Genomic DNA, 26,981 nt, shown 5'->3' with positions numbered 1-26,981 from the left:
CGAGGAGCACGTGACTTTTGATCACGAGGCCCGAACTGGGTGGGCGCCCGTCAGTTCGTCTCCCGCCGCACCTCGGTCGGCACGGCCTGCGGCGCGCCCACGGGAGGCAGCGCGACGGGGCGGAGGCCGATCAGCTCGGCGGTGCGGATCGCGCTATCGCGCCAGAACTGGAACGAGTTGATCCGGCTGAGCTCGAGGATGGCGATGGCGACGGCGGCCAGGAACGGCAGGCTTTGCAGCACCAGGACGCCGGCGAAGATGTAGATCTCTGTGATCTGGCGGTAGCTGTTGGAGGCGATCAGCACGCCGGCGCCGATCAGCAGCAGGGTGCCGATCACGGCCTCCCAGAACGCCTGGAACTCGATCGACATTCTGCTAAGGCCGCCCTTCGAGGTGCGCGCGAACGCGATGTGCTCGGTGATGAGGCCCTGCGCCACGGCGCGCGACACCGTCCACTGCACGCTCATCGCCGCGATCATGGCGCCCAGCATCTGGCCGGGCTTGATCGCGACGCGGGCGCGGTACATCGACAGGAAGTGCGCCAGCGAGACGACGAACGCGCCGATGATCGGCAGCGTCAAAATCTTGTCGGGAATGGCGATGTCGGCGAAGGCGACGATCGGCACCCAGACGAGGTTGAGCAGCGCCACCACCACGCCGAGGCTCTCGGCGCCCAGCCAGTTCAGCCAGCCGAGGCCATATTCGCGCTTCTGGTCGGATGTCAGCCGGCTCTTGCCGGGCAGGAAGTGGCGCCAGTGCTTCTTGACGATCTGCAGCCCGCCATAGGCCCAGCGATGGCGCTGCTTCTTGAAGGCCTCGTAGGTGTCGGGGAGGAGGCCCTGGCCGTAGCGGTGGTTGGTGTAATGGGTGGTCCAGCCGAGCTCCTGGATCGCAAGGCCGAGATCTGAATCCTCGCAGATCGTGTCCGACGACCAGCCGCCGGCCATGTCCATCGCGGCGCGGCGGATCAGGCACATCGTGCCGTGCACGATGACGGCGTTGAGCTCGTTGCGCTGGACCATGCCGATGTCGAAGAAGCCGGCATACTCGCCGTTCATGATGTAGTGCATGATCGACAGATCGCCGTCGCGGTGCTCCTGCGGCGCCTGCACGAGACCGACACGCGGATCGGCGAAAGCCGGCACGAGATCCCTGAGCCAGTCGGGATCGACGACATAGTCGGCATCGAGGATGCCGATGATCTCGGCGTCGGCCGCTGTGCGGTCCATCGCGATGCGCAGTGCGCCGGCCTTGAAGCCCTGCACCTTCTCGGCGTTGATGAACTTGAAGCGTTCACCGAGCGCGCGGCAATGGTCCTGGATCGGCTGCCAGAAGGCGGGATCGGGCGTGTTGTTGATGATGACGACGCATTCGTAGTTCGGATAGTTCAGCCGCGACAGCGCATCCAGCGTCTGCTTGAGCATGTCGACCGGCTCGAAGTAGGCGGGGATGTGGATCGAGACTTTCGGGTAGTAATTCTCGGGAACGTTCTCGACTGGCTTGCCCTTGCTGAGCAGCCGCTGGGGCGGCCGGCCGAAGGCGACCGCGGCGATCTCGTCGATGCGCGCCATCGCGATTAGGACCAACGGAACGAGAAGGATCATGCCGAGCGTCAGCGCGAAGGCCGAGCCGAAGATGAAGTAATGGCTGTTCCAGAACGCGAACACGGTCGCGGCCCAGGCGCCGACGCCGTTGGCGCTCGCCGACAGCAGCAAGGCCTGCTTCGCGGTGGGCTTTTCAAGCCGCAGGATCGGCAGCGACAGCAGGATGCCGACCAGCAGCGCGATGCCCATCAGCTTCCAATAGTCGGGGTTCTCGACCGGACCGGTCCAGGCGAATTTCGGCTCGCGGCTGGCGTTGAGGATGCCCCAATAGGGACCGACGCCGCCTTCGAAGAATTTCCAGGGCTGATCGATGGCTTCGACGATGTTGTATTCCATGCCGATGGCTTCGGCGCGGCTGACGAAGTTGCGCAGGATCAGCGCCTGCTGGAACGCGCCCGGATCGGCGTTGCGTAAGTTGTAGCCCTGACTCGGCCAGCCGAACTCGGCGATCACGATGCGCTTGCCGGGGAACAGGTTGCGCAAGAGGTTGTAGCGGTCGACGGCCTGGTCGACCGCCTGGTCCGAGCGGAAGTTTTCCCAATAGGGCAGCACGTGGGCGGCGATAAAGTCGACGCTGGAGCCGAGGTCGGGATTGTCGCGCCAGATGTTCCAGATCTCGCCGGTCGTGACCGGCACGCGGACCGAGCCCTTGACCTTCTTGATCATGTCGATGAGGTCTTCGACCTTCTGCTCGCCGCGGTAGATCACCTCGTTGCCGACGACGACGCCGACGACGTTGCTGTTCTTGCGGGCGAGCTCGATCGCAGCCTTGATCTCGCGCTCGTTGCGATCCTTGTCCTTGTCGATCCAGGCGCCGACGGTGACCTTGAGGCCGAACTCGGCCGCGATCGGCGGCACCAATTCCACACCGCCCGTGGACGAATAGAGGCGGATCGCGCGCGTCATGGTCGACAGCGTCTTGAGGTCGGCGCGGATTTTCTCGACGGTCGGGATGTTGTCGATATCAGGGTGGGCCGAGCCCTCGAACGGCGCGTAGGAGACGCTGGGCAACAGGCCTCTGAAATCAGGCGCGGGTTCCTTGTCGCGCAGGACTCCCCACAGCCCTGCGTGAAGCGCAGACACGAGCAACAGAACGGCGGCGACAACGCGCATCGCGGCTAAACCAAAAGGGGCTGAGGGGGCAGGGAAGCGGATCCGACCCCGAGATCCGACCAAGTCCGCGGCAAATGGAGCATACCTCTGCCGCGCGGTTTCTCAACTGTCATGGCGTCATGTCCTTATGAGGGCATGGCCTTTTCCAGAAAATGCGTGGCAGTGCCAACAGGTCTATGGCCGATCGTTCCTGAACGACAGCTGAAACGATCGCGGCTATTTCTGGGGCGCCGGCGTCGGGCTTGCCGCAGGCGAGGGGCTCGCGGCCGGCTGCGCCGCCGGCGGATTACCCGAGGCCGGTGCCGCCGGCTGCGACGCCGCGGCCGCCGCCTGCTGCGGCTGGGCCGCCGGGTTGATCCAGCAGGCGTGCACGCGGCTGTCCAGGGTCTCGGCGACCTTGGGATCGATCTGGGCGCCGAACCGGGTCAGGCAGCGGAAGGCCGCCTGGATGTGGCCGCCGGGGCAGCCGAAGCGGTCGTAGAGGTCGAGATGGCGAAACGCGGTATCGAGATCATCCCGCCACATCAGCCGTACCACGCGCCGGCCGAGCCAGACGCATTCGGGGTTGCCGCCCGGTCCGTTGATGGCCTGGGCTGCTTCGGCGAACTCGTCGGTGCGGCGCTGGTTCTGGGCGGCATCCTTGGCGGCGTCGGCGGGCTGGGCCGCGGCCTTGCCCTGGTCCGGCGCGGGCGTGCCGCTTTGGGCGGAGGCGCCACCGAGACCGGCGAGAACGAGAAGGCAGGAGACGGCCAAGGTGGCGGCGAACTGCCGCAGGACCGCATTTCGTGACTCGAACACCCGTTGCCGCATGAATTCCCCAATGTATCCGATGGCCGTCCGCGTCAGGATCCCGTGGACGCGCCGGTGATGGCGTCCAAATGGGTCTCCAATGCGGCGGAAAAGTCTTTCGGAGTCCATGACCTGTATTTGGAATTTTGTCCAGCAAAGTCACGACGCTAGGTCCCGGTCGAACCGCCGCAGCCCCATTCCTTTGGGGCAGGAGCGCATCCGCACCGGAGCACCCCCTTGGCAGACGGCGTGCAAGCAGGTAATCGACGGACCCTTCGCGGAGGACGGAACCGATTTCACTTCGTACGCCACTGGCGCTTCTGCTCGTTTCACTGGGTGCGATTGCTGCCGTGTGGTGGTGGTTGGCGACGCCGATCACGCTCGCGCGCGCCCCGATCGATCCCGCCGAGAAGGTCCAATGCGTCTCCTACGCGCCGTTCCGCGGCGAGCAGACGCCGCTGGAGGCCTGGACCCATATCGAGGCCGAGCAGATCGAGCAGGACCTGCGCCAGCTCAAGCAGATCACCGACTGCGTCCGCACCTATTCGATGGAGAACGGGCTCGACCAGGTGCCGGCGATCGCCGCCAAGGTCGGCGGGCTGAAAGTGCTGCAGGGCATCTGGCTCTCCAGCAACCGCACCAAGAATTATGAGCAGGCCGCGCTCGCCATCCGCCTCACCAAGCAATTCCCCGACATCATCACCTCGGTCATCGTCGGCAACGAGGTGCTGCTGCGCGGCGAGATGACCACGGCCGACCTTGTCTCCATCATCCGCTTGGTGAAGACGCAGGTCAGCGTGCCCGTCACCTATGCCGACGTCTGGGAATATTGGCTGAAGAACCGCGAGGTCTATGACGTCGTCGACTTCGTCACGATCCACATCCTGCCCTATTGGGAGGATTTGCCGGTCAAGGCCAAATTCGCTTCCGCCCATGTCGAGGCGATCCGCGAACGCATGGCGGTGGCGTTCCCCGGCAAGGAGATCCTGATCGGCGAGACCGGCTGGCCGAGCGAGGGGCGCATGCGCGACGGCGCGTTGCCCTCACGCGCCAACCAGGCGCGCGTCGTCTCGGAAATCCTGAGCCTTGCGAAGGCGAACAAGTTTCGCGTCAATCTGATCGAGTCCTACGACCAGCCGTGGAAGCGCAAGCTGGAAGGCACCGTCGGCGGCTATTGGGGCCTGTACGACTCGGTGCGCCGGAGCCTGAAATATCCGCCGGGCGAGCCGATCAGCAATTTCCCGTACTGGAAATGGTACATGGGCGCGGGCATGGGCCTGTCCGTGCTGGTGTTCGCGGTCGCGCTGATCACGCTGCGCCGGCGGCCGTGGACGCCGCGCTTCTCGGCCTGGCTCGGTGTCGCCATCTCGGCGACGACGGCGGGGAGCCTGCTCGGGATCGGCGCCGACAAGATGTATTACGAGAGCTACGGCATCGGCGGCTGGCTGCTCTGGGGCGCGCTGCTGCTCGCCGGCATCCTGTCGCCGATCTTCTGCGCGCAGGCGATGGTGATCGGCCGCAGCCTTCCGACCTTCCTCGATCTGCTCGGTCCGCGCGAGGGCCGCAAATGGTCGAAGCTCACCGCCGTGCTTGGCCTGACGCTCGCGGTGACAGCGGTGATCGGGGCCGCTACCGCGCTCGGCTTCGTGTTCGACCCGCGCTACAAGGATTTTCCCTACGCCTCGCTGACGATGGCGGTGGTCCCGTTTGCGCTATTGATGCTGAACCGGCCGCAGATCGGCCAGCGTCCGATCGCGGAATCGGTGTTCGCGGGCGTGCTGGCGCTCTCGGCTGTCTTTGTGCTCTTCAACGAAGGTCGCGACAACTGGCAGTCGCTGTGGACCTGCGCGATCTATCTGTTGTTCGCGCTCACGCTGTGGCGGGCGCGGGCCGAGCAAATCCAAGAATGAACAGGCCGATCGCCAGGCCCGACAGCACGACATTGTAGAGCACGATGCCGAGGCCGGCGGCGATGATGCCGACGGTGAGCAGCACGATCGATGGCCGCATCAGGTTCAGCGTCGCAACCACCAGCGCGACGATGCCGAACACCGAATTCTTGAACAGCACGGTCGAGACGGACCGCGCCTTGCAGACCAGCGTCTGAAGCCCGGCGTCACAGGCGAGGGCGACCTGCGAGAACTCGATCGCGAGATAGCGCACGTAGAGCGCACAGCCGACGGTGACGAAACCGACGACGAGCAGGAACTGCACCTGGTAGGGCGTGAGGCGGAAGGGCTTTTTTGTCATGGGGGCAATATGGTCGGGATGGCGGAACGGGGCAACAGGGGAGGCGGAAGTTTCTGTACGACCAGTGAACTGTCAACCCTGGGAGCGTTCTTGCGTCTGCCGGCTCTGTGCGGCCAGCCGACGCTCATACTTGTCGGCTAATGCAAGCAATCGCTGCTTGATATAGGGATCCGCCCGTTCGGCCAGTTCGCGCACCAACGCGAGTTGCTCTCGCAGAAACTTCGCCTCCATCATCTCCGCTCCGAATCAAATCCGTCGCGGATACTGCCGAGTTATGTCGGCCTTGATCGTATCATTTGGTACAGACTGAGCCTCAGCGGCTATTTCAGTCCCAGCCGGCGCTCGACCCAGCCGAGAACGAACAGCACGAGCAACGTGACCGCGATTGCGGCGGCGACCAGCAGCCAGGCTCCCAGCGCGCAGGCAATTCCGAGCCCTGCCGCAATCCACACGGTCGCCGCAGTCGTGAGGCCGTGAACGGTCTTCGCCTTGGCATCGTGCAGGATGACGCCTGCGCCGATGAAGCCGACGCCGGTCAGCACGCCGGCAACGACGCCCTGAATGACCCGGGAGATCGCATCCGGGTGGTCCCGCAAGTTCTGGAACTCGATCACGGAGATCGAGACCAGCGCGGAGCCGAGGGCGACCAGCGACAGGGTTCGCATTCCCACCGGCTTGTCATTCATGTCGCGGTCGATGCCGATCAGGAGGCCCGTACCCGCCGCGACGAGAAGCCTCAGCACATCATCCAGTTCGTTCATCAAATTCCGCGAGTTGTGGAAGGGTCGACGCTTGGAGCGCGTTGTGAATGAACGCAAATCTGCTGCGAAAGGGCAGCTCAGGTCCAAGCGTCCGATCGCCGCATGCAAGCAGCTTCCGCCCAGATAGGGCCGCGCCCTATCGTCTGAAGAACGAGGACAATGTCGATCCCGCGGAGGTCGACGCGGCCTCTGGCTTCGCTGGCGCCGGCTGCGCCGCAGGGGCGGGCGCGGGCTCCTCGCGCTTCGAGCGCTTTGACGAGTAGCTGCGGCGGCGCTGCGGCTTCTCGGGCTTTGCGCTGGGCGCGGGGGCGGTTTCGGCCTGCGGGACCGCGTCCTGGTTCTTCTCTGAGGTCTTCTCCTGAACCCTGTCTTGAGACTTCTCTTGTCCCTTGTCTTGCGTCTTTTCCGAGCCGCGCATCGACAGGCGCTGGCCGTCGAAGACGGTGGTTTCGCAGTGACGCTCGTTCTCGGCGAGGCTCGCGCAGAATTTTGCGGCGGCGGCGGCGTTGACGAGGGGGCCGGCACCGAGGCGGAGCTGCATGCCGAGCCCGGCGGCGCCTTCCTTGATCATGATGATCGGCCGCAGCGCTGCGACATCCGGATTGGATTTGGTCACGCCGCGCCAGAGTGCGCGCAGGCCGTCGATCGAATTGGCGCCGCCGAGATCGATCGCGAAACGCGTCTGCTGAACCGCGATCGCGGGGGATTCGCTCTCGGCTGTTTCCGGTGGCTTTGCGGCTGTGGCGACGACTTCGGTCGGGGCGGGCGCCGGCTCGGCCTTCTTCTCCGCGGCCTTCTCGATCGTCTCGGGCTGAATCAATTTTGATGCAGCCGGATCTGGCGGCGCCATGATCGACTTGGACGGCACCAGCGGAATGGTCGGCAACGCCGAATTCATGGCCGGCGATTGCTGCACGAGCGATGCGGCGGCCGCCGTCTGCGGCGGCGGGCTCGGCGGCTCCTTTGCAGAATCCTTGGACGTGTCCTTGGCGGCCTCGGTGCGCGGCTTGTCGCCGGCGGCGGCGGGCGTCGAAGCGACCGGCGCGACGCTGGGGGCGGCAGGCGCGGCATCCTTGCCGGCCTGTGGCGGCGGGGTGGTCTGCTTGGCGATGGCGCCGGTGACGGAATCGAGCCCTTGCTCCAGCACGGTGACGCGCGAATAGAGCCGGTCGCGATCGCCGTTCAGCGTCTCGATGGCGGCGGCGAGGCGGCGGGCCTCGTTCTGGCTCTCCTTGGTCAGCATCTGGAGCCGGTCGGCCTGGCGCGCAAGATCGGCAGAGGCAACCTGGTCGCGCCGCCAGCCGAGCCCGGCCTGGCTGGCGATCACCGCGATGGTGACGGCGCCCACGGCCGCCACGCCCCACGAGCCCAGCCGCCACATCATGCGGCGGTCGAACGCGCTTTCCTCGGCCACAAGTCCGGAGAACAGCCCGCCGGTCTCCTTGGTGCCGAAGGCATCCGCCAGTGGGTCGGAATCCTTTGCCATGAACGTTAAGTGCCCAGCCCCGAAGCTTCCCCGAATCAGCCAGGGAACATTAACAGGAAAACCCCATCGCACTTGAATTCCGGGCGTTTGCGGGGGTAGCAAGACGAGAGCTTTTCAGGATTCCGCCGCCCGTCGCGCCAATTGATGCAGTATCTGACAGGATTTCGATGACCGCCCGTTCCAGCCTCACGATCGTGCTCGCCGCCGGCGAAGGCACGCGCATGCGATCGAGCCTGCCCAAAGTGCTGCATCCGGTAGCTCAGCAAACGCTGCTTGCCCACGTGCTCGCCGCGGCACCCAAGGGAACCGGTACCTCGCTCGCAGTCGTGATCGGCCCCGACCACGAGGCGGTCGCGGACGAGGCGAAGCGCATCAGGCCCGATGCGCTCACCTTCGTGCAGGCCGAGCGACTCGGCACCGCGCATGCGGTGCTGGCGGCGCGTGAGGCGATCGGACGCGGCGTCGACGATCTCCTGATTGCCTTTGGCGACACGCCGCTGATCTCGGCCGAGACCTTGGCGCGGCTGCGCGCGCCGCTCGCCAGGGGCGCTGCGATTGCCGCGCTCGGCTTCCGCGCCGCCGATCCCACCGGCTATGGCCGTTTCATCGTCGAGGGCGAACGCCTGGTCGCGATCCGCGAGCAGGCCGATGCGAGCACTGAGGAGCGCAAGATCGATTTGTGCAATGCCGGCGTGATGGCGATCGACGGCCGCCGCGCGCTTCAAATCCTCGGGCAAATCGGCAATGCCAATTCCAAGGGCGAATATTATCTGACGGACGCGGTCGAAATCGTCCGCAAGCAGGGATGGGAGTCCGTGGTGATCGAGACCAGCGAGGACGAGGTACGCGGCATCAACACCAAGGCACAGCTCGCCGAGGCAGAAGCCGTCATGCAGGCGCGCCTGCGGAAAGCGGCGATGGAGGCCGGCGTCACGCTGATCGCCCCTGAAACCGTTTATCTCGCCGCCGATACCGTGTTCGGCAAGGACGTGACCATCGAGCCGTTCGTGGTGATCGGCCCCGGCGTGTCGATCGCCGACGGCACGGTGATCCATTCCTTCTCGCATATCGTGCAGACCACGCTCGGCAAGAACGTCTCGATCGGCCCCTATGCGCGGCTGCGGCCCGGCACCTCGCTCGGCGATGGCGCGCGCATCGGCAATTTCGTGGAGACCAAGGCGGCGACGCTGGAGGCCGGCGTCAAGGTCAATCACCTGTCCTACATCGGCGATGCCACCGTCGGCGCCAACTCCAACATCGGCGCCGGCACCATCACCTGCAACTACGATGGCTTCAAGAAGCACAAAACGATCATCGGGCAAGGCGCCTTCGTCGGCACCAACTCCTCGCTGGTCGCCCCCGTGAAGATCGGCAACGGCGCCTATATCGGCTCCGGCTCGGTGATCACCCGTGACGTGCCTGACGATGCCATGGCGCTCGAGCGCAACCAGCAGACCATCAGGGAAGGAGGCGCTGTGCGCTATCGCGAGATGAAGACGGGCGGGAAGAAGCCGGAGAAGTAAGCTCTATTGTGTCGCAGCATCCTCCGCCCTCATCCTGGGGGCCCTTTGGAAGCGGGCGTGTCTCTCGAAGGGTGGCCGCAGGGGAGAGGCGGGCCTTCATGGTTCGAGCTTCGCGCTCCTCGCCACGAGGGTCTTCGTCGCGGCTACTCGTCGTCGGCGAATTCGGAGAAGATCGCGCGGGTGAGACGCCAGCCGCGTGGCTTGGCGCGCTTGGCCGGCTCGCCTTCGGAGTGCTTGATGAAGAGGGGCTTGCTTTCCTTGCCGCGCTGCGGCGGTGGCCAATGTGCCAAGTGCGTGCCCGTGGTCTCGCTGGCGCGCAGGTACATCGGCGATAGACCTTTACGGTCGGACGAGCCTTTCATGGCCATACTCTCCTGGCGCGGAATCGTTGGCCAAACATATTGACAACAAGTTAACGCGCGCGGGTTAACGCCGGCCAATTCGACGCAGGCTAAGCCCGGGTTGCGGTCCTTGCTGTCTCAATCCGCAATAATTATTGAGTATATGGTTCCCTAGGAACTTCGCTAAAAACCGAGCGCGTCGTTTAGGCGATTTTTCGACGATTTGGGGGATAGTGATCCGCATGTGCGGGATTGTCGGCATTCTCGGGCGCGAACCGGTTGCAGAGCAGCTGGTGGATTCGCTCAAACGGCTTGAATATCGCGGCTACGACTCGGCGGGCGTCGCCACGCTCGAAGGCAAGCATCTCGAGCGCCGTCGCGCCGAAGGCAAGCTGAAGAATCTGGAGAAGCGGCTGGAAGCCGAGCCGCTCAAGGGCACGACCGGCATCGGCCACACCCGCTGGGCGACCCACGGCAAGCCGACCGTCAACAACGCCCATCCGCATGCGACCGAGCGCGTCGCCGTGGTCCACAACGGCATCATCGAGAACTTCCGTGAGCTGCGCGAGGAGCTCGAGAAGAAGGGCGCGGTGTTCCACACCGAGACCGACACCGAGATCGTGCTGCATCTCGTCGACAATTTGCTCACGCGCGGCAACAAGCCGGTCGAAGCCGTCAAGCTGGCGCTGGGGCGCTTGCGCGGCGCCTTTGCGCTCGGCTTCATCTTCGCCGGCGACGACGATCTGCTGATCGGCGCCCGCAACGGCCCGCCGCTCGCGATCGGCTATGGCGACGGCGAGATGTATCTCGGCTCGGATGCCATCGCGCTCGGCCCGTTCACCGACACGATCAGCTATCTCGAGGACGGTGACTGGGTCGTGCTGACGCGCAAGAGCGCAACGATCTTCGATAAGGACGGCCACGCCGTCCAGCGCGACAAGATCAGGCACGCCGCCTCGACCTCGCTGGTCGACAAGGCCAATTACCGCCACTTCATGGCCAAGGAGATCCACGAGCAGCCGGAAGTGGTCGGCCATACGCTGGCGCGGTACGTCGACATGGCCACCGAGCGCGTCTCGCTGCCGGTCAAGCTGCCCTTCGATTTCAAGAATATCCAGCGCATCAACATCACGGCCTGCGGCACCGCGAGCTATGCCGGCTACGTTGCAAAATACTGGTTCGAGCGCTTTGCGCGCCTGCCGGTCGAGGTCGATGTCGCCTCCGAATTCCGCTACCGCGAGGCGCCCTTGCGCAAGGGCGATCTGGCCATCTTCATCTCGCAGTCGGGCGAGACCGCCGACACGCTGGCGGCACTGCGCTATGCCAAGGCCGAGGGCGTGCACACGATCGCCGTCGTCAACGTACCGACTTCGACGATCGCGCGCGAAAGCGAGACCGTGCTGCAAACGCTGGCCGGCCCTGAGATCGGCGTCGCCTCGACCAAGGCCTTCACCTGTCAGCTCATGGTGCTGGCAAACCTCGCGATCGCGGCCGGCAAGGCCAGAGGCGAATTGTCCGACGAGGACGAGACCAAGCTGGTTCACGGCCTGGTCGAGGTGCCGCGCCTGATGGCGGATGCGCTCACCACCGAGCTCCAGATCGAAAAGCTGGCGCACCGGATCGCCAAGTCGAGCGACGTGCTCTATCTGGGCCGCGGCACCAGCTTTCCGCTCGCGCTCGAAGGCGCGCTGAAGCTGAAAGAGATTTCCTACATCCACGCCGAGGGCTATGCGGCCGGTGAGCTCAAGCACGGGCCGATCGCGCTGATCGACGAGACCATGCCGGTCGTCGTCATCGCGCCTCATGATCGGGTGTTCGAAAAGACGGTCTCCAACATGCAGGAGGTCGCCGCCCGCGGCGGCAACATCATCCTGATGACGGACGCGAAGGGCGCGGAAGAGGCGACCGTCGAATCCCTCGTCACCATCGTCATGCCTGATATGGCGGCGGCCTTTACCCCGATGGTTTATGCCGTCCCCGTGCAGCTGCTCGCCTATCACACCGCTGTCGTCATGGGCACCGACGTCGACCAGCCGCGTAACCTCGCGAAATCGGTGACCGTGGAATAGGCGGAGGGGATATCAACCGGTCGCGGTCTTCCAAAACCTGCAAGAAGAACCTAGCTTGTGTGCTGCGACCGACTTGGAACCCGAATGACCCCCCGCGACGATGCGCCTGCGCCTCTTGATCCCCTGCCGGAACCGCATACCGGCCTGATGGGCCGCTTCCGCAATTATTTTCTGACCGGCCTCGTCGTCACAGGGCCGATTGCAATCACGCTGTACCTGGTCTGGTGGTTCGTCACCTGGGTCGATGGCGTGGTGCGGCCGTTCGTCCCGCTCGCCTACCGGCCGGAAACCTATCTGCCGTACGTCATTCCCGGCTGGGGACTGGTTGTCGCGTTCTTCACGCTGACGCTGGTCGGCTTTCTCGCGGCCAATCTGATCGGCCGGACGCTGGTCGACGTCGGCGAAACGTTCCTCGGCCGGATCCCGGCCGTGCGCGCGATCTATCGCGGCCTGAAGCAGGTGTTCGAGACGCTGTTCTCGGGCAAGGGCTCGAGCTTCCGCAAAGTCGGCCTGGTCGAGTTTCCTTCGCCGGGCATGTGGTCGATCGTGCTGATCTCGCAATCGCCGAACGAGGACATCGCGCGCAACCTGCCGGGGCAGGAGGAGCACGTCTCGGTGTTCCTGCCATGCTCGCCGAACCCGACCACCGGCTTCTTCTTTTATGTCCCGAAGAGCAAGATCATCGAAGTCGATCTCACCGCCGAAGACGCGGCGACGCTGATCATGTCGGCCGGTGTGGTGCAGCCAGGTTCAGCGCCTGATCCGAAAAAGGCCGCGGCGCTCGCGGGCGTCGCGAATGCCGCGCGTATCGCCAATGCCTCGGCGCTTCAGCCCGAGCCTGCGAAGGTGGAGTAGGGCCATTCCGCCGCGGGATGGCGTCGGTCACGCGCGCGCTGGCATCCTCTGCTAGTCTCCTGTCGAGCCGAGCGCTTCGCTCGGCGATCGACCTGGAGTGCATAATGTCCAAAACCATTGCGATCCTCGCGCCCGGCGCCATGGGCAGCGCCGTCGCCCGCCGCCTCAGCGAACATGGTGCGCGCGTGCTGACGTCATTGAAGGGACGCAGCGAGGCAACGCGCAAGCGCGCAGCCGACGCCGGCATGGTCGGCGCCGATGACGATGCAATCGCAGGTGCCGACATCATTCTTTCGATCGTGCCGCCGGGCGAAGCCGTCGCGCTGGCTGAACGGCTGGCGTCGCTGCTCGTCAGGCGCGAGAAGAAGCCGGTCGTGGTCGATTGCAACGCCATCAACGTCGACACCGTGTTGCGGATCGAGGAGATCATCGGCTCGGCGCAGGCCCCGTTCGTCGATGGCGGCATCATCGGATTTCCGCCGCAGCCAGGCGGCAAAAGCCCGGCCTTCTACATGTCCGGCGAGCACGCCAAAGACGTTGCGGTGCTGAAGGATCTTGGCCTCGACGTGCGGATCGTCGAAGGCCCGGTCGGCGCGGCCTCCGCGCTGAAGATGTCCTACGCCGGGATCGTCAAGGGCCTCGCCGGCATCGGCTCGGCCATGGTGGTCGCGGCGACGAAAGCGGGCGCGGCCGATGCGCTGCGCGACGAATTGGCACTGAGCCAGCCCGCGGTCCTCGCCCGGCTCGAAGTCGCGCTGCCGGACATGATCCCGAAGGCCTATCGCTGGGTCGCGGAGATGCGGGAGATTTCCGGCTTCCTTGGCCCGGATCATCCGGCCAGCCAGATCTACGAGGGGTTTGCAAAGTGGTTCGAGCATCTCGCTGAGGATGCGCAGGGCGAGGCGGTGGACGCGGGGCTGCTGAAGGCGTTTGCGGCGGGGATCGCGCGGAAGAAAGCCTGATCGTCGGGGCTCACTCGCCGTTCACTGAAACCGAGTCCAGAAAACCCTGGACGTCCCAGTCGCGTCGCAAGCGCACGACTGGGACATCAGGGCCATATTGGATGCGCTCGGCCTCGATGACCGGCACGCGCTCAGTGTTGTAGCGCCACGCCTCCTTCATCAGTTTCCAGTCGAACTGTTCGCGGCAGCCCTCGGGCAGATCGGGCCGCGTGCTGTCGCGATCGAACGTCGAGCGCCAGAGAATGCGCCACTGGCAGAGCCAGCGCGGACGGTCGATGATGACGAGCGTATCGGCGCGCGCGAGCGCCAGATCGAAAGCCAGCCCGGAGAAGCTGCCGTCGACGACCCATGCGTCGCCAGCGATCGCTTCAGTGACCCGTGCGCGAAAGCCTGGCTTGTCGGATGGCTTCCATCCCGGCCGCCAATAGAGCACGTCGAGATGCACCACCGGCAAACCGAGCTTTCGCCCGAGATTCCGGGCGAGGCTCGTCTTTCCGCTACCCTGGGAGCCAACGACGATGATCCGGCGCATGGCCGGAGGATTTCATGAAGTTGGCCGCAACGAAAGGGTAGGATTTCTGCGACGGCTCCATCCACGTCATTGCGAGCGGCGCGAAGCGATCCAGAGTCCCTCTACGGAAAGATTCTGGATTGCTTCGCTCCGCTCGCAATGACGAGAAAGAGGCGCCTCGGCTGAGGCTCAACCCGCCCCGATCAGCGGGATCGCTTCGTCGCGCTCGTAGAGATATAGCAGGCACCGCAGCGCTTCGCCGCGATCGCCCTTGAGCTTCGGATCGTCCTTGAGGATGCGCAGCGCTTCGTCTCTAGCCTGGGTGATGAGCTGGCCGTGCACCTCCGACCGCGCGATGCGGTAGCCGGGCAGGCCGCTCTGGCGCACCCCTAACACGTCGCCTTCGCCGCGCAGCTTCAGATCTTCCTCGGCGATGCGAAAACCGTCAGTGGTTTCGCGGATCACCTTCAGCCGGGCCTTCGACATCTCGCCGAGCGGCTCCGAGTAGAGCAAGATGCAGGTCGAGGCTTCCGAGCCACGCCCGATACGGCCGCGCAGCTGATGCAGCTGGGCCAGGCCAAATCGCTCGGCGTTTTCGATCACCATGATGGTCGCCGCGGGAACGTCGACGCCGACTTCGACCACGGTGGTGGCGACCAAAAGGCCGATCTCGTGGGCGGCGAACTGGCCCATCACGCGGTCCTTTTCGGTGCCCTTCATCTGGCCGTGGACGAGGCCGACACTCTCGCCGAAGCGCTTTTGCAGGCTCTCGAAGCGCTTGGTCGCGTTGGTGAGATGCTCGGTGCCCTCCGCCTCGGATTCCTCGACCAGTGGGCAGATCCAGTACACCAGCTTGCCGGACTCGAGCGCTCGGCCGACGCCCTCCATGACCTCGTTGATCCGGCTCATCGGCACCGCGCGGGTGTCGATGGGTTGGCGGCCGGCCGGCTTTTCGCGGAGCTCGGAGATGTCCATGTCGCCGAAATAAGTCAGCACCAGCGTGCGCGGGATCGGCGTTGCGCTCAGCACCAGCACGTCGACGGCTTCGCCCTTGGACGTGAGCGCGAGGCGTTCGCGTACGCCGAAGCGATGTTGCTCGTCGACGATGGCAAGCGCGAGATCATGGAAGATCACGTCGTCCTGGATCAGCGCGTGGGTGCCGACGAGGAGATCGATTTCGCCGGCTTCAAGCTGCGCCAACAGCTCGCGCCGCTCCTTGCCTTTCTCGCGCCCGGTGAGGATCGCGACCCGCATGCCGGCACGCTCGGCGAGCGGGGCGATGGTCTTGATGTGCTGGCGCGCCAGGATTTCGGTCGGCGCCATCAGCGCGGCCTGCTTGCCGACCTCGGCGACGGCGGCGGCAGCGAGCAGCGCCACCACGGTCTTGCCGGAGCCGACGTCGCCCTGGAGCAGACGCAGCATGCGCACGGGCTGTTGCAGGTCCTCGGCGATGGCGGCCGCAGCGTTGCGCTGCGAGGGCGTCAGGGCGTAGGGCAGCGCGTCGATGATCTTGTTGCGGAGATGTCCGTCGCCGGCATTGCGCACGCCGGCGGGACGGCGCAGTTGCGTCCGGATCAGGGCGAGCGCGAGCTGACCAGCCAGGAGCTCGTCAAAGGCAAGACGCGACCAGAACGGTTGGTCCGGCAGGATGTCCGTGAGCTCGACCGGCTGGTGCACGCGGGTGAGTGCCTCGGCGATCGGCGGAAAATTGCAGCGGCGGATCACCTCCGGGCTGATCCATTCCGGCAGCGCAGGCAACTTCTGCAGCGCCTGCGCGATCGCGCGGCGGAGCGAGCCGAGCGCGAGGCCCTCCGTCAGCGGATAGACGGGATCGATGCCCGAGAGGTTCGAGATCGCTTCCTCGTCCAGCACGCGGTCGGGATGCACGATCTGCGGAATGCCGTCGTACATCTGCAGCGTGCCGGAGACGTAGCGCTTCTCGCCCATAGGCAGCAGTTTTTCGACATAGCCGGGCTTGGCGCGGAAGAAGGTCAGCACGACGTCGCCGGTGTCGTCGCTGGCGTAGACCAGATACGGGGCGCGCGCGTTGCGGGGCGGGGGCGGGCGGTGGCGGTCGACCGTCACCTCCAGCGTCACCATGGTTCCCTGCACGGCGTCGCGGATTTTTGGCCGCGCGCGGCGGTCGATCACCTGGCTCGGCAGATGCAGCAACAGATCGACCAGCCGCGGCGTTTCGCTGCGGCTGAGCAGATACTGCAGCAGCTTGTCCTGCTTCGGACCGACGCCGGGCAGGCTGGTCACGGGGGCAAACAGCGGATTGAGCAGGCTGGGGCGCATCAGGCGAATCTAGGATCGTTTCGGCCCGTCATGCCCGGCTTTATGCCGGGCTTCCACGTCTTTTTTCGTGCCCGCAGGGGGCATCAGCCCATGCCAAATCGAGGGCTGACATAGCCACCCCGAGTGGCTATATCACCCCGGCCCGGCACGTCCGGGCTTTCTGCGTTTGACTGGATTTGAGACATGACGGGAACGACACGATCGAGCAACGGGCTGGACGATCGCCGCAAGCGGCTTCTGTTCCGCTGCTGGCACCGAGGCACGCGCGAGATGGACCTGATCCTCGGCCGCTTCGCGGATGCCGAGATCGGCAACCTGTCCGACGCGGAGCTGACCGAGCTGGAGACCCTGCTCGAGGTCAACGATCCCGATCTCTATGCCGCCATCACCGGCGACAAGGTGCTGCCGGCTGATGTCACCGGCGCGCTGTTTGCCCGCATCAAGGCCTATCCGATCGCGGACGGCGGCGTATGAAACAGGGAATGAAGTCTCCGGCCGAGCTCCTTGCGCCCGGCCGTGCGCTGACGCTTGCCAATGTCGCGGAAGGCGCCGAAGGCCTCGTCGTCTCCGATCTCGCCCGGGCCATTGCGGCGCGGCCGAAGAAGCCGGCGGTCAGCCTTGCGGTGGTCTGCCGCGACGGTCCGCGGATGCAGCAGCTCGAACGCGCGCTGCAGTTCTTCGCGCCCGATCTGCCGGTGCTGACTTTCCCGGCCTGGGACTGCCAGCCCTATGACCGCGTCTCGCCACATGGCGGCATCCTGGCGCAACGCCTCACCACGCTGGCACGGCTTGCGTCCCTGACGGGCAGCGACAAGCCGCTGATCGTGCTGACGACGGTGAACGCCGTCGTGCAGCGCGTGCCCGCGCGCGAGTTGGTCGCGGCGCAGGCGCTGTCGGTCGCGCCCGGCAACGTCGTGCCGATGGACACCATCGTCGCCTGGCTCGAGCACAACGGCTACAACCGCTCCTCGACCGTGCGCGAGCCCGGCGAATATGCCGTGCGCGGCGGCATCCTGGACCTGTTCCCGGCCGGCCTGGATCAGCCCGTGAGGTTCGACTTCTTCGGCGACAGCCTGGAATCGATCCGTACGTTCGATGCCGAGACCCAGCGCACGCTGCTCGACATGCGCGCGCTCGACCTGGTGCCGATTTCGGAGTTCCAGCTCGTCACCGACACCATCCGCCGTTTCCGCATGGGCTATGTCGCCGAGTTCGGCGCGCCCGAGCGCGACGATGCGCTGTACGAGGCCGTCAGCGAGGGCCGCCGCCATCCCGGCATGGAGCACTGGCTGCCGCTGTTCCAGGACCGGATGGACACGCTGTTCGACTACCTGCAAGGCGCTCCGATCGCGATCGAGCCGCAGGCCGAGGACGCCGTGCGCGAACGCTTCAAGCAGATCCTGGACTATTACGAGGCTCGCCGCGATGCCATGGAGCATCCGGGCGGCGGCGCGATCTACAAGCCGCTGCCGCCGGATCGGCTTTATCTCACCGACGAGGAGTGGACCAAGCGCGAGAGCGACATGCCGCTGGTGCGGTTGACGCAGTTCTCCGTGCCGACCGATGGCACGAGTGTCGTCGACGCCGGTGCGCGCAAGGGCCGCGACTTCGCGCCGGAGCGCAACGACACCACGGTCAACGTGTTCGAATCCGTGGTCAGCCATGTGATGGCGCTGCACGCCCAGCGCAAGAAGGTCGTGATCGCGCTCTGGAGCGAAGGCTCGCGCGACCGCATGACTTCGATGCTGCGCGACCACAAGCTGACCCACACCATCAGCGTCAACTCCTGGCGCACGGTGCAGGCCACCCCGCGCAACGAGACCATGCTCGCCGTGCTCGGCCTCGAGAGTGGTTTCGAGACCGACGAAATCGCACTCATCAGCGAGCAGGACATTCTCGGCGACCGCCTGGTGCGGCCGCGCAAGGCCAGCCGCAAGCTCGACAATTTCATCTCGGAGGTGACGAGCCTTGCCGCCGGCGACATCGTGGTCCACGTCGACCACGGCATCGGCCGCTTCGTCGGCCTGCAAACGCTGGATGTTGCCGGCGCGCCGCATGACTGTCTCGAACTGCACTATGCCGCCGAAACAAAACTGTTCCTGCCGGTCGAGAACATCGAGTTGCTGTCGCGCTACGGCTCCGACCAGACCACGGTCGAGCTCGACCGTCTCGGCGGCGGCGGCTGGCAGACCCGCAAGGCGAAACTCAAGAATCGGATCCGCGAGATCGCGGGCGAATTGATCAAGATTGCTGCCGCTCGCCATCTGCACGAGGCGCCCAAGCTTCTGGTGCAGCCCGGCCTCTACGACGAGTTCTGTGCGCGCTTCCCCTATGATGAAACCGAGGACCAGCTAGGGGCCATCGAATCCACGCTGAAGGACCTCGAACTTGGCCGTCCGATGGACCGGCTGATCTGCGGCGACGTCGGTTTTGGCAAGACCGAGGTGGCCTTGCGCGCCGCGTTTGCCGTGGCGCTCGAGGGCAAGCAGGTCGCAGTCGTGGTGCCGACCACGCTGCTGGCGCGCCAGCACGCAAGGACCTTCACGGAGCGCTTCAAGGGCTTTCCGGTGAACGTGGCGCAGGCGTCCCGCCTGATCGCGACCAAGGAGCTCAATCTGGTCAAGAAGGGCATTGCCGACGGCTCGGTCGACATCGTCGTCGGCACCCATGCGCTGCTCGGCAAGGCGATCAAGTTCCGCGACCTCGGTCTCGTTATCGTCGACGAGGAGCAGCACTTTGGCGTGACCCACAAGGAGCGGCTGAAAGCGCTTCGCTCCGAGGTGCACGTGCTGACGCTGTCGGCGACGCCGATCCCGCGCACGTTGCAACTCGCGCTCACCGGCGTCCGCGAACTCTCGATCATCGCCTCGCCCCCGGTCGATCGCCTGGCCGTGCGCACGTTCGTCGCCCCGCATGATCCGCTGATGATCCGCGAGGCATTGCTGCGCGAGCGCTATCGCGGCGGGCAGGCGTTCTACGTGGTGCCGCGCATCGACGACCTCGCCGAGGTCAAGGACTTCCTCGACAAGAACGTGCCGGAGATGAAGGTCGCGGTCGCGCACGGCCAGATGCCGCCCGCCGTGATCGAGGACATCATGACCGCGTTCTACGACGGCAAGTTCGACATCCTGCTGTCGACCACGATCGTGGAATCCGGCCTCGACATTCCCAACGCCAATACGCTGATCGTGCATCGCGCCGACATGTTCGGCCTGGCCCAGCTCTATCAGCTCCGCGGCCGCGTCGGCCGTGCCAAGCTGCGCGCCTACGCGTTGTTCACGCTGCCGGCGCAGCAGAAGATCACGGCGCAGGCCGAGCGCCGGCTCACCGTGCTGCAATCGCTGGAGACGCTGGGCGCGGGTTTCCAGCTCGCCTCGCACGACCTCGACATTCGCGGCGCCGGCAATTTGCTCGGCGAGGAGCAGTCCGGCCACATCAAGGAGGTCGGCTTCGAGCTCTATCAGTCGATGCTGGAGGAGGCGATCGTCAACCTCAAGGCCGGCGTGTCCGAGCCCGCCGCCGACCGCTGGTCGCCGTCGATCACGATCGGCATGCCCGTGCTCATTCCGGAGGACTATGTCGGCGACCTCTCGGTGCGGCTGTCGCTGTACCGGCGCCTTGCCGACCTCGACACCGAGGAGGAGATCGAGAACTTTGGTGCCGAGATGCGCGATCGCTTCGGCGTGCTGCCGGACGAGGTGCGCTACCTGTTCAAGGTCGCCGCGATCAAGGCGTTCTGCCGAAGGGCCAATGTCGGGAAGATCGATGCCGGCCCGAAGGGCGCCGTTATCGCCTTCCGCGACAATTCGTTCGCCCATCCCGATCGCCTGGTGACCTTCATCCGCAGCCACGGCCAGGCCGCCAAGGTGCGGCCCGACATGAAGGTGGTGTTCCTGCAGGACTGGGAAACGCCGGAAGAGCGTCTCGCCGGCACAACGGAGATCATGCGCCAGCTGGCGCAGCTCGCGGAAAGTAAGAAGGCGGCGTGAGGAGAGGCGAGATGCCGTAGGGTGGGCAAAGCGAAGCGTGCCCACGCGATCTATCGTCCTGGAAGCTCGTGGGCACGGCGCAAGTGCGCCTTTGCCCACCCTACGGCAGCGAGCCTGAGACTACGACGCCGCCCGTGACGCATCCGCCGACAGCCGCGCCAGCAGCGACCTTGCCGTATCCGAGGACGAGAGCGAGTCCACGCTGACGACGGGCTCGCTGCGCATCTCGTGCTTGCCGTTGGAGGTGTGCCGCATCACCGCGGAGAGGCGGCGGGCGATCATGTGGGCGGTGCGGAAGTCGGTTTCCGCAAACACGACGATGACCGAGCCGTCCTTCTGCGCCGTGCCGAAATCCATCTGCCGCATCAGGCGGCTGAGGATCCGTGCGGCATCGAGCTGGGCGCGGGAATTGCCGGGCTCGAAAGCGAAGCGTGCGACCGACAGGCCACCGCCGCGGGCCAGCGTCTGCTCGACCGCCTTGGCAAAGTCGCGGGCGAAAGCTTCCACCGTCAGCAGGCCGCTGCGCGGATCGAGCCAGCCGCCGGCATCGATTGAGCGCAGCGTGCGGCTCAATTGTGCTTCCATCGCGTGCTGGCGGATCAGGGGCAGCGCATTGGCCGCGACCCTGGCCGGCTCGCCCGGGATCAGCTCGAGATTGGGCAGGTCGTAAGTCTGGGTCAGCTGGTGCTGGGTGACGACCACGGGCAGGCTGCGGAAGCGGGTGTCCTCGGCGAGCACCGTGAGAAAGGCGTCGGTGACGCGCGCTGTAAAACCCTCGGCGAGCACGACGCCATCGAGGTCACGGGTGTTGAGATGTTTCGCGGCGGCCTCGATCGAGAGTGCGCCGACCACGCCGACGCGTTCGCCGAGCGCGACGGAGAGCGCGGGATAGGCCGCGCCCCTGCCGACCAGGAGCACTGTGGCATCGCGTGCGGGATCGCCTTGCGGCAGTGCGACCTTCACTTCCGGCAGCCGGCGGAGCACCGTGGCATGCAGCGTGCGCACGCGCAGGGCGGCGCGAAGCCGTGCGATCAGGCGGTCGGGATTGCCGCCGCGCGAGGTGAAGGGCAGGGCGTTGTGAGGCAGCGTGCCCGCCGCATCCACGGCCACGAAGGGAAGGTAGGGCGATTGGTCGGCGATCTTTCTCGAGAGCGCGGCCAAATGCGGCTCGTGTCCGCTATGCATTGCAGCGAGAATCGCGGCTGGCTGCACCTCTTCGACCGCGCGCGCCGCGCTGGCCCAGTCAATATCGACCACGGGAAACAGCCGGGCCTCGTCCAGCGCCCCGACGAAGGGCGGCCGCTCGGCATTGGACACAAACAGGATCGGGCCCGCCTGGGACATTCGGAAACTCTGATCACGCGACAGTTGCCGAGCAATCTAGTTTGGCCGCATTAATGCAGCGTCAACGTACCAGGCGAAACTGCGCCTAGACCGGCCCGGAGCGGTCGCGAAAAGCTTCGACCATCAGGGGGTTAAGGCCGAGTTCGCTGAGCGCCTCGCGGGCGCGGGCATTGTCCTGGGCGCGTCCGGCCAGCCTGTGGCCGGAAAGCCGGTCGGGCAGCGCGGTGAGCAGCGCGCCCTGGCCGAGCCGGCGGGCCCATTCCTGGAGGTCGTTGGAGAGGAAGCGGTAGCCGCCGACGGCCATGATGCCGGAGGGCGGCGCGGTGATGCAGATCGCGCCGCTCGGGCGGTCGAGCCGGGCGGCATAACCGGTGTCGACATAGTCGCGCGGCGGCTGTGCGATCAGAGTGTCGCCGACCGGCTGCGGCGGGGCATAGGCCGCGATCGGCACCATCGCGCCGCGCAGGCCGAGCGTGCCCTTCGGCGTCAGCAGGATTTCGCCGGCAATGGACGAGCCGGCCTGCTCGCGCGGGGCGCCGTGTGGCCCGGGCATCACCGCGACCGGCATGCCGTCCTCGCCGCGGCGGGCGCCGAACAGGCCGGCCTCGCCGAACAGATAGACGTCGGTCAATGGCGCATGCGGCGCGATCCAGGCATCGCTCGCCGCCACCTGCTCGGGCGCGCGCCACAGGCCGACGACGTTGCGTAAGGACGGCATCCGGGCCGCGAGGTCGGAATCGCCAAGGCGCAAGGCAAGCTGCGCCGGCGCGATCAGCACCTCGCATTCATGCTCGTTGATCTGCTGCTCCAGCACCTCGTTCTCGAAGGGATGATGCAGCGCCAGCGCGCCGCCGGAGAGCAACCATACCGCGAGCGAGGAGGCGAGGCCGGCGAACGACATCGGCGCGAACGCCGCCATCAATGTCGCGCCCTGCCTGATGTCGGCTTCCAGCGACATCGCAAGCCCGCCGGCGATCAGGCTGAAATGCGGCCGCGGCACCGGGCGAAAGCCCTCCGCCGTGACGTCGAAGGAGATCATCGCCGCCTTGCGGCCGTCCTGGATCACGGTGCGCGTGGCGCCGGGCGGGCGGGCCAGCACCTCGTCGAGCGAAGCCATGCCTTCGGGCAGATCGGTGCCGAAGCCGCAGACGTGACGGATCGAGAAGGCTTCGGCGGCCGCATGCATCGCGAGGTCGGCATAGCTGACGCCGTCGATTGTGCTCATGGTGACGATGGCGCGCGCCGCGGTGCGATTGAGCGCAGCGGTCAGTTCCGCATGCCGCCACAGCAGCGGCAGCACCGCTACGACGAGGCCGGCACGATGGGCTGCGAGCACGGTGAGCACGAACTCGACCGTGGCAGGCAATTGGATCGCAATGACGGAATTGGCCGGCAGCCCCGATTCGACGAAATAGGCCGACAGCGCCTCGATCGCCGTGTCCGCCTCGGCATAGGTCATCCGTCGTGGCTGGTGCCCGGTCACGCGGGCCTTGTTGAGGGGGTCGAGCAGCGCGGGCGCGTGCGGTTGCCGCATCAGCGTGCGCTGGAACAACGTGTCGAGCGTCGGCGATATGGCTGGCTGGTTCACGGAGTCACTTTGCTTGATGAGCGGGAGGCTGCCCCTTCGACCACCAGGTCTCCGGCAAATAGCCTGAGAGCGAGGTGGCCTTGGGCCGTTCTATCCGATTCCAGCGCGCGATCCATTGCTCGGATACGTTAAACAGGGGGATTGTGTAGAAGCCCGCGATCAAAGCGCGATCGAGGGCTCGTACCGTCGCGACGAAATCCGTATGTTCACGGGCCTCGAGCAGGGCGGCGATCATGGCATCGACCGCAGGATCCCTCGCGCCCATGTAGTTGCGAGTCCCCGGATTGTCCGCGGCGGCGCTGCCCCAGTAGAAAGATTGCTCGTTGCCGGGTGATAGCGACTGATCCCAGCGGTTCTGGATCATGTCGAACTCGAAAGCGAGCCGGCGCTGGTCGAACTGCACGGGATCGACCGACCGCACGCTCGGCTCGATGCCGGCGCGCTTGAGGTCGCGCTGGAACGCGAGCGCGATGCGCTCCTGGTCGCGGGTCGTGACCAAGATCTCGAAGGTGAAGGGCACTTTGGTCGCACGGTTGCGCAGCACGGTGCCGTGGAGTTCGTAGCCGGCCTCCGACAACAGTTTCAGCGCCGCGCGTAGCGTGGTGCGGTCACGCCCCGAGCCTTCGGTCATGGGAAGGCGGTAGCTGCCGTCCATGATGTCGGCTGGAATTCGAGCCGCGAACGGCTTGAGCAGATCGCGCTCGCGCGCATCCGCGGGGCGGCCATAGGCCGACAGGTCGGAGCCGGCGAAATAGCCGGCAACGCGCGAATAGAGGCCGAAGAAATAGTTGCGGTTGACCAGCTCGAAATCGAACAGCAGCGTCAGCGCCTGGCGCACGCGGATGTCGGCGAAGATCGGCCGCCGCGTGTTGAACACCAGGAACTCGGATGGCTGCGGCACGCCCGGCTTGATGGTGTCGCGGATCACCTCGCCGCTTTTCGCGGCCGGAAAATCGTAGCCGTCGTGCCAGCGCAGCGGCTCGTGCTCGACGCGGAAATCATAGAGGCCGCGCTTGAAGGCTTCGAACTGGCCGTTGGCCTCGCGAAAATAGTCGAGCCTGATCTCGTCGAAATTGTAGAGCCCGCGGTTGATGGGCAGGTCGCGGCCCCAATAGTCGGGATTGCGGGTGAGCGTCACGTTGGCCCCGGGCTTCACCGCCGTGACGCGATAGGGACCGGAGCCGATCGGGCTGGTCAGAGTCGTCTCCTCGAAGGTCGCGACCTCGACTGCGTGCTTGGGCAGGATCGGCATCAGGCCGAGGATCAGCGGCAACTCGCGGTCATTGGCGCCTGCGAGGTCGAAGCGGACGGTGAGGGGATCGGTCGCCTCGGCCTTGGCGACTTTGGCGTAGTACTGCCGGTGGTTCGGCCGGCCGTGGTCGCGCAGCAACTGCCAGGAGAACAGCACGTCCTCGGCCGTGACCTGCTTGCCGTCGGCGAAATGGGCGCGGGGATCGAGGCGGAACGTGACGAAGCTTCGCTCGTCGTCGGTTTCGACGCTCCTGGCGAGCAGGCCATAGAGCGTGAACGGCTCGTCATTGCCGCGCGCGAGCAAGCTCTCGACCACGTAGCTCCGCATCTGCTGCACGGCCAGTCCCCTCACGATGAAGGGATTGAGACTGTCAAAGGTTCCGAGAACACCCCAGGTCAACCGGCCGCCTTTGGGGGCATCGGGATTGACGTAGGGCATGTGGGTGAAATCGGCCGGCATCGCCGGCTTGCCGTGCATGGCGATGGCGTGCGCCTCCTCGGCCCGTGCGGCGCCTGTCGAGAGTCCCCCGCCGAGGACCAAGACAAGGGCTGAGGCCAAGACGCAAAGACGGACACCGGGGCCCTCGAAAAGGCGTTGGAACATGAACATCAGCACACGTTGATTCGAGGACCGGTAGGCCTGAATCCTATCACAGGGAATTTCACCGGGGTGCAGCTGCGGATGTGGCCAAAGGCGCTTGTCGGCATTGATCTTTTCGTCGGCCACGTTAAGAAGGCGGGCAATCGCGCAAGAGCGCCGAGCCCGTCACTTATCTGCCTCAATTGACGGGAAGAGAGCCGCGCCCAAGGCGGCTAGGTTCGGCGCTTCGGAGCGGTTCGGGCACTTCCCGTTCAGAAAGGGTTTTCCGCAATGAATTTCCGTTACTTGGCCGCGTCCGTCCGGCCGCGTGGGCGACTTCTCGCCCTGTTGACGGCGACGGCGTTGGCCGTTCCGTTTGCCGCCGAGGCCCAGACCCCGGCGCCGGCCCCGGGCGCGCCCAAGGCGGCTCCGGCTCCGAAAGCCGCTCCCAAGGCTGCTCCGAAGGCGCCGGCACCCGCAGCGTCTCCGCAGGCGCAGCAGGCTCCCGCCCAGGGCGCTCCGGCGCAGCAGGGCGCGGCCCAGCCGGCTGACCAGCAGATCCAGCTGATCTACGCCCCCTGGACCAAGTTCTGCCTCAAGGGCCAGGACGCCAACGCCAAGCAGGTCTGCTTCACCGGCAAGGACGGCCGCATCGAGTCGGGCCAGCCGGTCATCGCCGCCGTCATCATCGAGCCGGAAGGCGAGCCCAAGAAGATCCTGCGCGTGACGCTGCCGCTCGGCATGCAGCTCGTGCACGGCACCCGCATCATCGTCGACAGCAACGCACCGCTGCAGCAGCCCTATGTGATCTGCTTCCAGAACGGCTGCATGTCCGATTACGAGGCGACGCCCGAGCTCATCAACAACATGAAGAAGGGCCAGAATCTCGTCGTCCAGGCGATCAATGCCAACGGCGCGCCGCTGACCCTGCCGCTGCCGCTCGCCGGTGAATTCCAGAAGGCCTATGACGGTCCGCCGACCGATCCGAAGGTGTTCGAGGAGACCCAGAAGAAGCTGCAGGAAGAGCTTCAGAAGAAGGCGGACGAGCAGCGCAAGAAGCTCGAGCAGAGCGGTGGTGCCCCCGGTGCGGCGCCGACCGGCCAGAAGTAATCGGGCTCGAATCCCGGACATGAAAAAGGCGCTCGCAAGAGCGCCTTTTTTGCTGGCCGCTCGATGGCACGCAGTTTTCGACGGACGCCGTTTGCGGGCGCCGTTCACCTCTCCCGAGAGGTGAAGCCGAGTCCCTGGGGCTCAGTTCAGCGAGGGATTGCGCGGGCGGTAGCCGCCGTCCTTGTTCTTGATGAAGATCTCGGCCACCTGGGAATGCCGGATCGGCTCGCCGGACTCGTCCGGCAACAGGTTCTGCTCGGACACGTAGGCGACGTATTCGGACTCCGCGTTCTCTGCGAGCAGGTGATAGAACGGCTGGTCCTTGTGGGGCCGCACCTCCTCGGGGATCGACAGCCACCACTCCTCAGTGTTGTTGAATTCCGGATCGATGTCGAAGATCACGCCCCGGAACGAGAAGATCCGGTGGCGCACGACCTGTCCGATCTGAAATTTGGCGGTCCGCGCTTTAATCATTCCCCGTCGATAGACCAGGATTGTGGCCGATGCTAGTGCCCTGATCCGGAATAAACCTTCGGTTAAGGGGTGGATAGCCCCAA

General features: G+C 65.8%; 21 protein-coding genes. 8 read left to right on the top strand and 13 right to left on the bottom strand.

Annotated features, from left to right (window positions below):
* Positions 1 to 50 precede the first annotated feature (50 nt).
* Entirely contained in the window at positions 51 to 2,717 is a 2,667-nt protein-coding gene (locus tag IVB26_RS21620; RefSeq protein WP_247967333.1) for a glycosyltransferase, read from the bottom strand.
* 216 nt (positions 2,718 to 2,933) lie between these two features.
* Positions 2,934 to 3,527 (bottom strand): beta-1-3, beta-1-6-glucan biosynthesis protein, encoded by a 594-nt coding sequence (locus tag IVB26_RS21615; protein WP_247973236.1) that lies wholly within the window; start codon positions 3,525 to 3,527, stop codon positions 2,934 to 2,936.
* Positions 3,528 to 3,856: 329 nt separating this feature from the next.
* Here IVB26_RS21615 and IVB26_RS21610 point away from each other — a divergent pair, with 329 nt between their 5' ends.
* Complete coding sequence (locus IVB26_RS21610; RefSeq protein ID WP_247967332.1) at positions 3,857 to 5,416, top strand: glycoside hydrolase family 17 protein; 1,560 nt, start codon at positions 3,857 to 3,859, stop codon at positions 5,414 to 5,416.
* Here IVB26_RS21610 and IVB26_RS21605 read toward each other — a convergent pair.
* The 4 genes from IVB26_RS21605 to IVB26_RS21590 form a co-directional block, all read right to left on the bottom strand.
* The gene (locus tag IVB26_RS21605; protein ID WP_247967331.1) at positions 5,376 to 5,756 is read right to left on the bottom strand and encodes a hypothetical protein; all 381 of its coding nucleotides are present in this window, start codon (positions 5,754 to 5,756) and stop codon (positions 5,376 to 5,378) included. The genes IVB26_RS21610 and IVB26_RS21605 overlap by 41 nt on opposite strands.
* 72 nt (positions 5,757 to 5,828) lie before the next feature.
* Positions 5,829 to 5,990, bottom strand: a complete 162-nt coding sequence (locus tag IVB26_RS21600; protein ID WP_247967330.1) for a hypothetical protein — start codon at positions 5,988 to 5,990, stop codon at positions 5,829 to 5,831.
* Between the two features lie 86 nt (positions 5,991 to 6,076).
* Positions 6,077 to 6,517 (bottom strand): MgtC/SapB family protein, encoded by a 441-nt coding sequence (locus IVB26_RS21595; RefSeq protein ID WP_246931400.1) that lies wholly within the window; start codon positions 6,515 to 6,517, stop codon positions 6,077 to 6,079.
* A 136-nt stretch (positions 6,518 to 6,653) separates the two neighbouring features.
* Positions 6,654 to 8,003: a hypothetical protein gene (locus IVB26_RS21590; RefSeq protein WP_247967329.1), complete on the bottom strand. Its 1,350-nt coding sequence runs from the start codon at positions 8,001 to 8,003 to the stop codon at positions 6,654 to 6,656.
* Between the two features lie 167 nt (positions 8,004 to 8,170).
* On the opposite strand from IVB26_RS21590, the gene glmU reads away from it, so the two are divergent.
* Positions 8,171 to 9,526 (top strand): bifunctional UDP-N-acetylglucosamine diphosphorylase/glucosamine-1-phosphate N-acetyltransferase GlmU, encoded by a 1,356-nt coding sequence (gene glmU / locus IVB26_RS21585; protein ID WP_247967328.1) that lies wholly within the window; start codon positions 8,171 to 8,173, stop codon positions 9,524 to 9,526.
* Positions 9,527 to 9,669: 143 nt separating this feature from the next.
* On the opposite strand, the gene IVB26_RS21580 is transcribed toward glmU, so the two are convergent.
* On the bottom strand, positions 9,670 to 9,888 hold the full coding sequence (locus IVB26_RS21580; RefSeq protein WP_247967327.1) for a hypothetical protein: 219 nt from the start codon (positions 9,886 to 9,888) through the stop codon (positions 9,670 to 9,672).
* Positions 9,889 to 10,109: 221 nt separating this feature from the next.
* On the opposite strand from IVB26_RS21580, the gene glmS reads away from it, so the two are divergent.
* The 3 genes from glmS to IVB26_RS21565 all read left to right on the top strand — a co-directional run bounded on the left by glmS (position 10,110) and on the right by IVB26_RS21565 (position 13,753).
* Positions 10,110 to 11,936 carry a glutamine--fructose-6-phosphate transaminase (isomerizing) gene (gene glmS, locus IVB26_RS21575; protein WP_247967326.1) on the top strand — a complete coding sequence of 609 codons (1,827 nt, stop codon included), beginning with the start codon at positions 10,110 to 10,112 and terminating at the stop codon, positions 11,934 to 11,936.
* Positions 11,937 to 12,020: 84 nt separating this feature from the next.
* A complete protein-coding gene (locus IVB26_RS21570; protein WP_247967325.1) occupies positions 12,021 to 12,791 on the top strand; it encodes a DUF502 domain-containing protein in 771 nt (256 codons plus the stop codon).
* Between the two features lie 104 nt (positions 12,792 to 12,895).
* On the top strand, positions 12,896 to 13,753 hold the full coding sequence (locus IVB26_RS21565; RefSeq protein ID WP_247967324.1) for an NAD(P)-dependent oxidoreductase: 858 nt from the start codon (positions 12,896 to 12,898) through the stop codon (positions 13,751 to 13,753).
* 10 nt (positions 13,754 to 13,763) lie between these two features.
* On the opposite strand, the gene IVB26_RS21560 is transcribed toward IVB26_RS21565, so the two are convergent.
* Together IVB26_RS21560 and recG are read right to left on the bottom strand one after the other, a co-directional pair.
* Entirely contained in the window at positions 13,764 to 14,285 is a 522-nt protein-coding gene (locus IVB26_RS21560) for a P-loop NTPase family protein (protein WP_247967323.1), read from the bottom strand.
* A 168-nt stretch (positions 14,286 to 14,453) separates the two neighbouring features.
* The gene (gene recG / locus IVB26_RS21555) at positions 14,454 to 16,562 is read right to left on the bottom strand and encodes an ATP-dependent DNA helicase RecG (RefSeq protein WP_247967322.1); all 2,109 of its coding nucleotides are present in this window, start codon (positions 16,560 to 16,562) and stop codon (positions 14,454 to 14,456) included.
* Between the two features lie 183 nt (positions 16,563 to 16,745).
* On the opposite strand from recG, the gene IVB26_RS21550 reads away from it, so the two are divergent.
* Together IVB26_RS21550 and mfd are read left to right on the top strand one after the other, a co-directional pair.
* Positions 16,746 to 17,036 carry an FAD assembly factor SdhE gene (locus tag IVB26_RS21550; protein WP_247967321.1) on the top strand — a complete coding sequence of 97 codons (291 nt, stop codon included), beginning with the start codon at positions 16,746 to 16,748 and terminating at the stop codon, positions 17,034 to 17,036.
* The gene (mfd, locus tag IVB26_RS21545) at positions 17,033 to 20,551 is read left to right on the top strand and encodes a transcription-repair coupling factor (protein ID WP_247967320.1); all 3,519 of its coding nucleotides are present in this window, start codon (positions 17,033 to 17,035) and stop codon (positions 20,549 to 20,551) included. Before IVB26_RS21550 ends, mfd begins: the two co-directional genes overlap by 4 nt.
* A gap of 120 nt (positions 20,552 to 20,671) precedes the next feature.
* Here mfd and IVB26_RS21540 read toward each other — a convergent pair whose 3' ends face one another.
* From IVB26_RS21540 to IVB26_RS21530, 3 genes are all read right to left on the bottom strand, one after another.
* The gene (locus IVB26_RS21540) at positions 20,672 to 21,895 is read right to left on the bottom strand and encodes a GGDEF domain-containing protein (RefSeq protein WP_247967319.1); all 1,224 of its coding nucleotides are present in this window, start codon (positions 21,893 to 21,895) and stop codon (positions 20,672 to 20,674) included.
* 85 nt (positions 21,896 to 21,980) lie between these two features.
* Complete coding sequence (locus IVB26_RS21535; RefSeq protein ID WP_247967318.1) at positions 21,981 to 23,483, bottom strand: class I adenylate-forming enzyme family protein; 1,503 nt, start codon at positions 23,481 to 23,483, stop codon at positions 21,981 to 21,983.
* A 4-nt stretch (positions 23,484 to 23,487) separates the two neighbouring features.
* Positions 23,488 to 25,344: an extracellular solute-binding protein gene (locus tag IVB26_RS21530; RefSeq protein WP_247967317.1), complete on the bottom strand. Its 1,857-nt coding sequence runs from the start codon at positions 25,342 to 25,344 to the stop codon at positions 23,488 to 23,490.
* 261 nt (positions 25,345 to 25,605) lie between these two features.
* On the opposite strand from IVB26_RS21530, the gene IVB26_RS21525 reads away from it, so the two are divergent.
* Complete coding sequence (locus tag IVB26_RS21525) at positions 25,606 to 26,424, top strand: invasion associated locus B family protein (RefSeq protein ID WP_247967316.1); 819 nt, start codon at positions 25,606 to 25,608, stop codon at positions 26,422 to 26,424.
* 141 nt (positions 26,425 to 26,565) lie between these two features.
* Here the strand turns inward: IVB26_RS21525 and hspQ are convergent, their stop codons facing one another.
* A complete protein-coding gene (gene hspQ / locus IVB26_RS21520) occupies positions 26,566 to 26,898 on the bottom strand; it encodes a heat shock protein HspQ (protein WP_018317973.1) in 333 nt (110 codons plus the stop codon).
* Positions 26,899 to 26,981: the final 83 nt, after the last annotated feature.

The sequence above is a fragment of the Bradyrhizobium sp. 195 genome, assembly GCF_023101665.1.
GTDB lineage: Bacteria > Pseudomonadota > Alphaproteobacteria > Rhizobiales > Xanthobacteraceae > Bradyrhizobium.
This window is presented reverse-complemented; position numbering and strand designations above follow the sequence as displayed.

Coding starts and splice junctions, on each gene's coding strand:
- IVB26_RS21560 (WP_247967323.1), bottom strand. CDS start 14,285: ATGCGCCGGATCATCGTCGTTGGCTCCCAGGGTAGCGGAAAGACGAGC.
- IVB26_RS21600 (WP_247967330.1), bottom strand. CDS start 5,990: ATGATGGAGGCGAAGTTTCTGCGAGAGCAACTCGCGTTGGTGCGCGAA.
- IVB26_RS21565 (WP_247967324.1), top strand. CDS start 12,896: ATGTCCAAAACCATTGCGATCCTCGCGCCCGGCGCCATGGGCAGCGCC.
- IVB26_RS21530 (WP_247967317.1), bottom strand. CDS start 25,344: ATGTTCATGTTCCAACGCCTTTTCGAGGGCCCCGGTGTCCGTCTTTGC.
- hspQ (WP_018317973.1), bottom strand. CDS start 26,898: ATGATTAAAGCGCGGACCGCCAAATTTCAGATCGGACAGGTCGTGCGC.
- IVB26_RS21525 (WP_247967316.1), top strand. CDS start 25,606: ATGAATTTCCGTTACTTGGCCGCGTCCGTCCGGCCGCGTGGGCGACTT.
- IVB26_RS21580 (WP_247967327.1), bottom strand. CDS start 9,888: ATGAAAGGCTCGTCCGACCGTAAAGGTCTATCGCCGATGTACCTGCGC.
- IVB26_RS21550 (WP_247967321.1), top strand. CDS start 16,746: ATGACGGGAACGACACGATCGAGCAACGGGCTGGACGATCGCCGCAAG.
- IVB26_RS21570 (WP_247967325.1), top strand. CDS start 12,021: ATGACCCCCCGCGACGATGCGCCTGCGCCTCTTGATCCCCTGCCGGAA.
- IVB26_RS21620 (WP_247967333.1), bottom strand. CDS start 2,717: ATGCGCGTTGTCGCCGCCGTTCTGTTGCTCGTGTCTGCGCTTCACGCA.
- IVB26_RS21605 (WP_247967331.1), bottom strand. CDS start 5,756: ATGACAAAAAAGCCCTTCCGCCTCACGCCCTACCAGGTGCAGTTCCTG.
- IVB26_RS21615 (WP_247973236.1), bottom strand. CDS start 3,527: ATGCGGCAACGGGTGTTCGAGTCACGAAATGCGGTCCTGCGGCAGTTC.
- IVB26_RS21540 (WP_247967319.1), bottom strand. CDS start 21,895: ATGTCCCAGGCGGGCCCGATCCTGTTTGTGTCCAATGCCGAGCGGCCG.
- glmU (WP_247967328.1), top strand. CDS start 8,171: ATGACCGCCCGTTCCAGCCTCACGATCGTGCTCGCCGCCGGCGAAGGC.
- IVB26_RS21590 (WP_247967329.1), bottom strand. CDS start 8,003: ATGGCAAAGGATTCCGACCCACTGGCGGATGCCTTCGGCACCAAGGAG.
- IVB26_RS21595 (WP_246931400.1), bottom strand. CDS start 6,517: ATGAACGAACTGGATGATGTGCTGAGGCTTCTCGTCGCGGCGGGTACG.
- mfd (WP_247967320.1), top strand. CDS start 17,033: ATGAAACAGGGAATGAAGTCTCCGGCCGAGCTCCTTGCGCCCGGCCGT.
- recG (WP_247967322.1), bottom strand. CDS start 16,562: ATGCGCCCCAGCCTGCTCAATCCGCTGTTTGCCCCCGTGACCAGCCTG.
- glmS (WP_247967326.1), top strand. CDS start 10,110: ATGTGCGGGATTGTCGGCATTCTCGGGCGCGAACCGGTTGCAGAGCAG.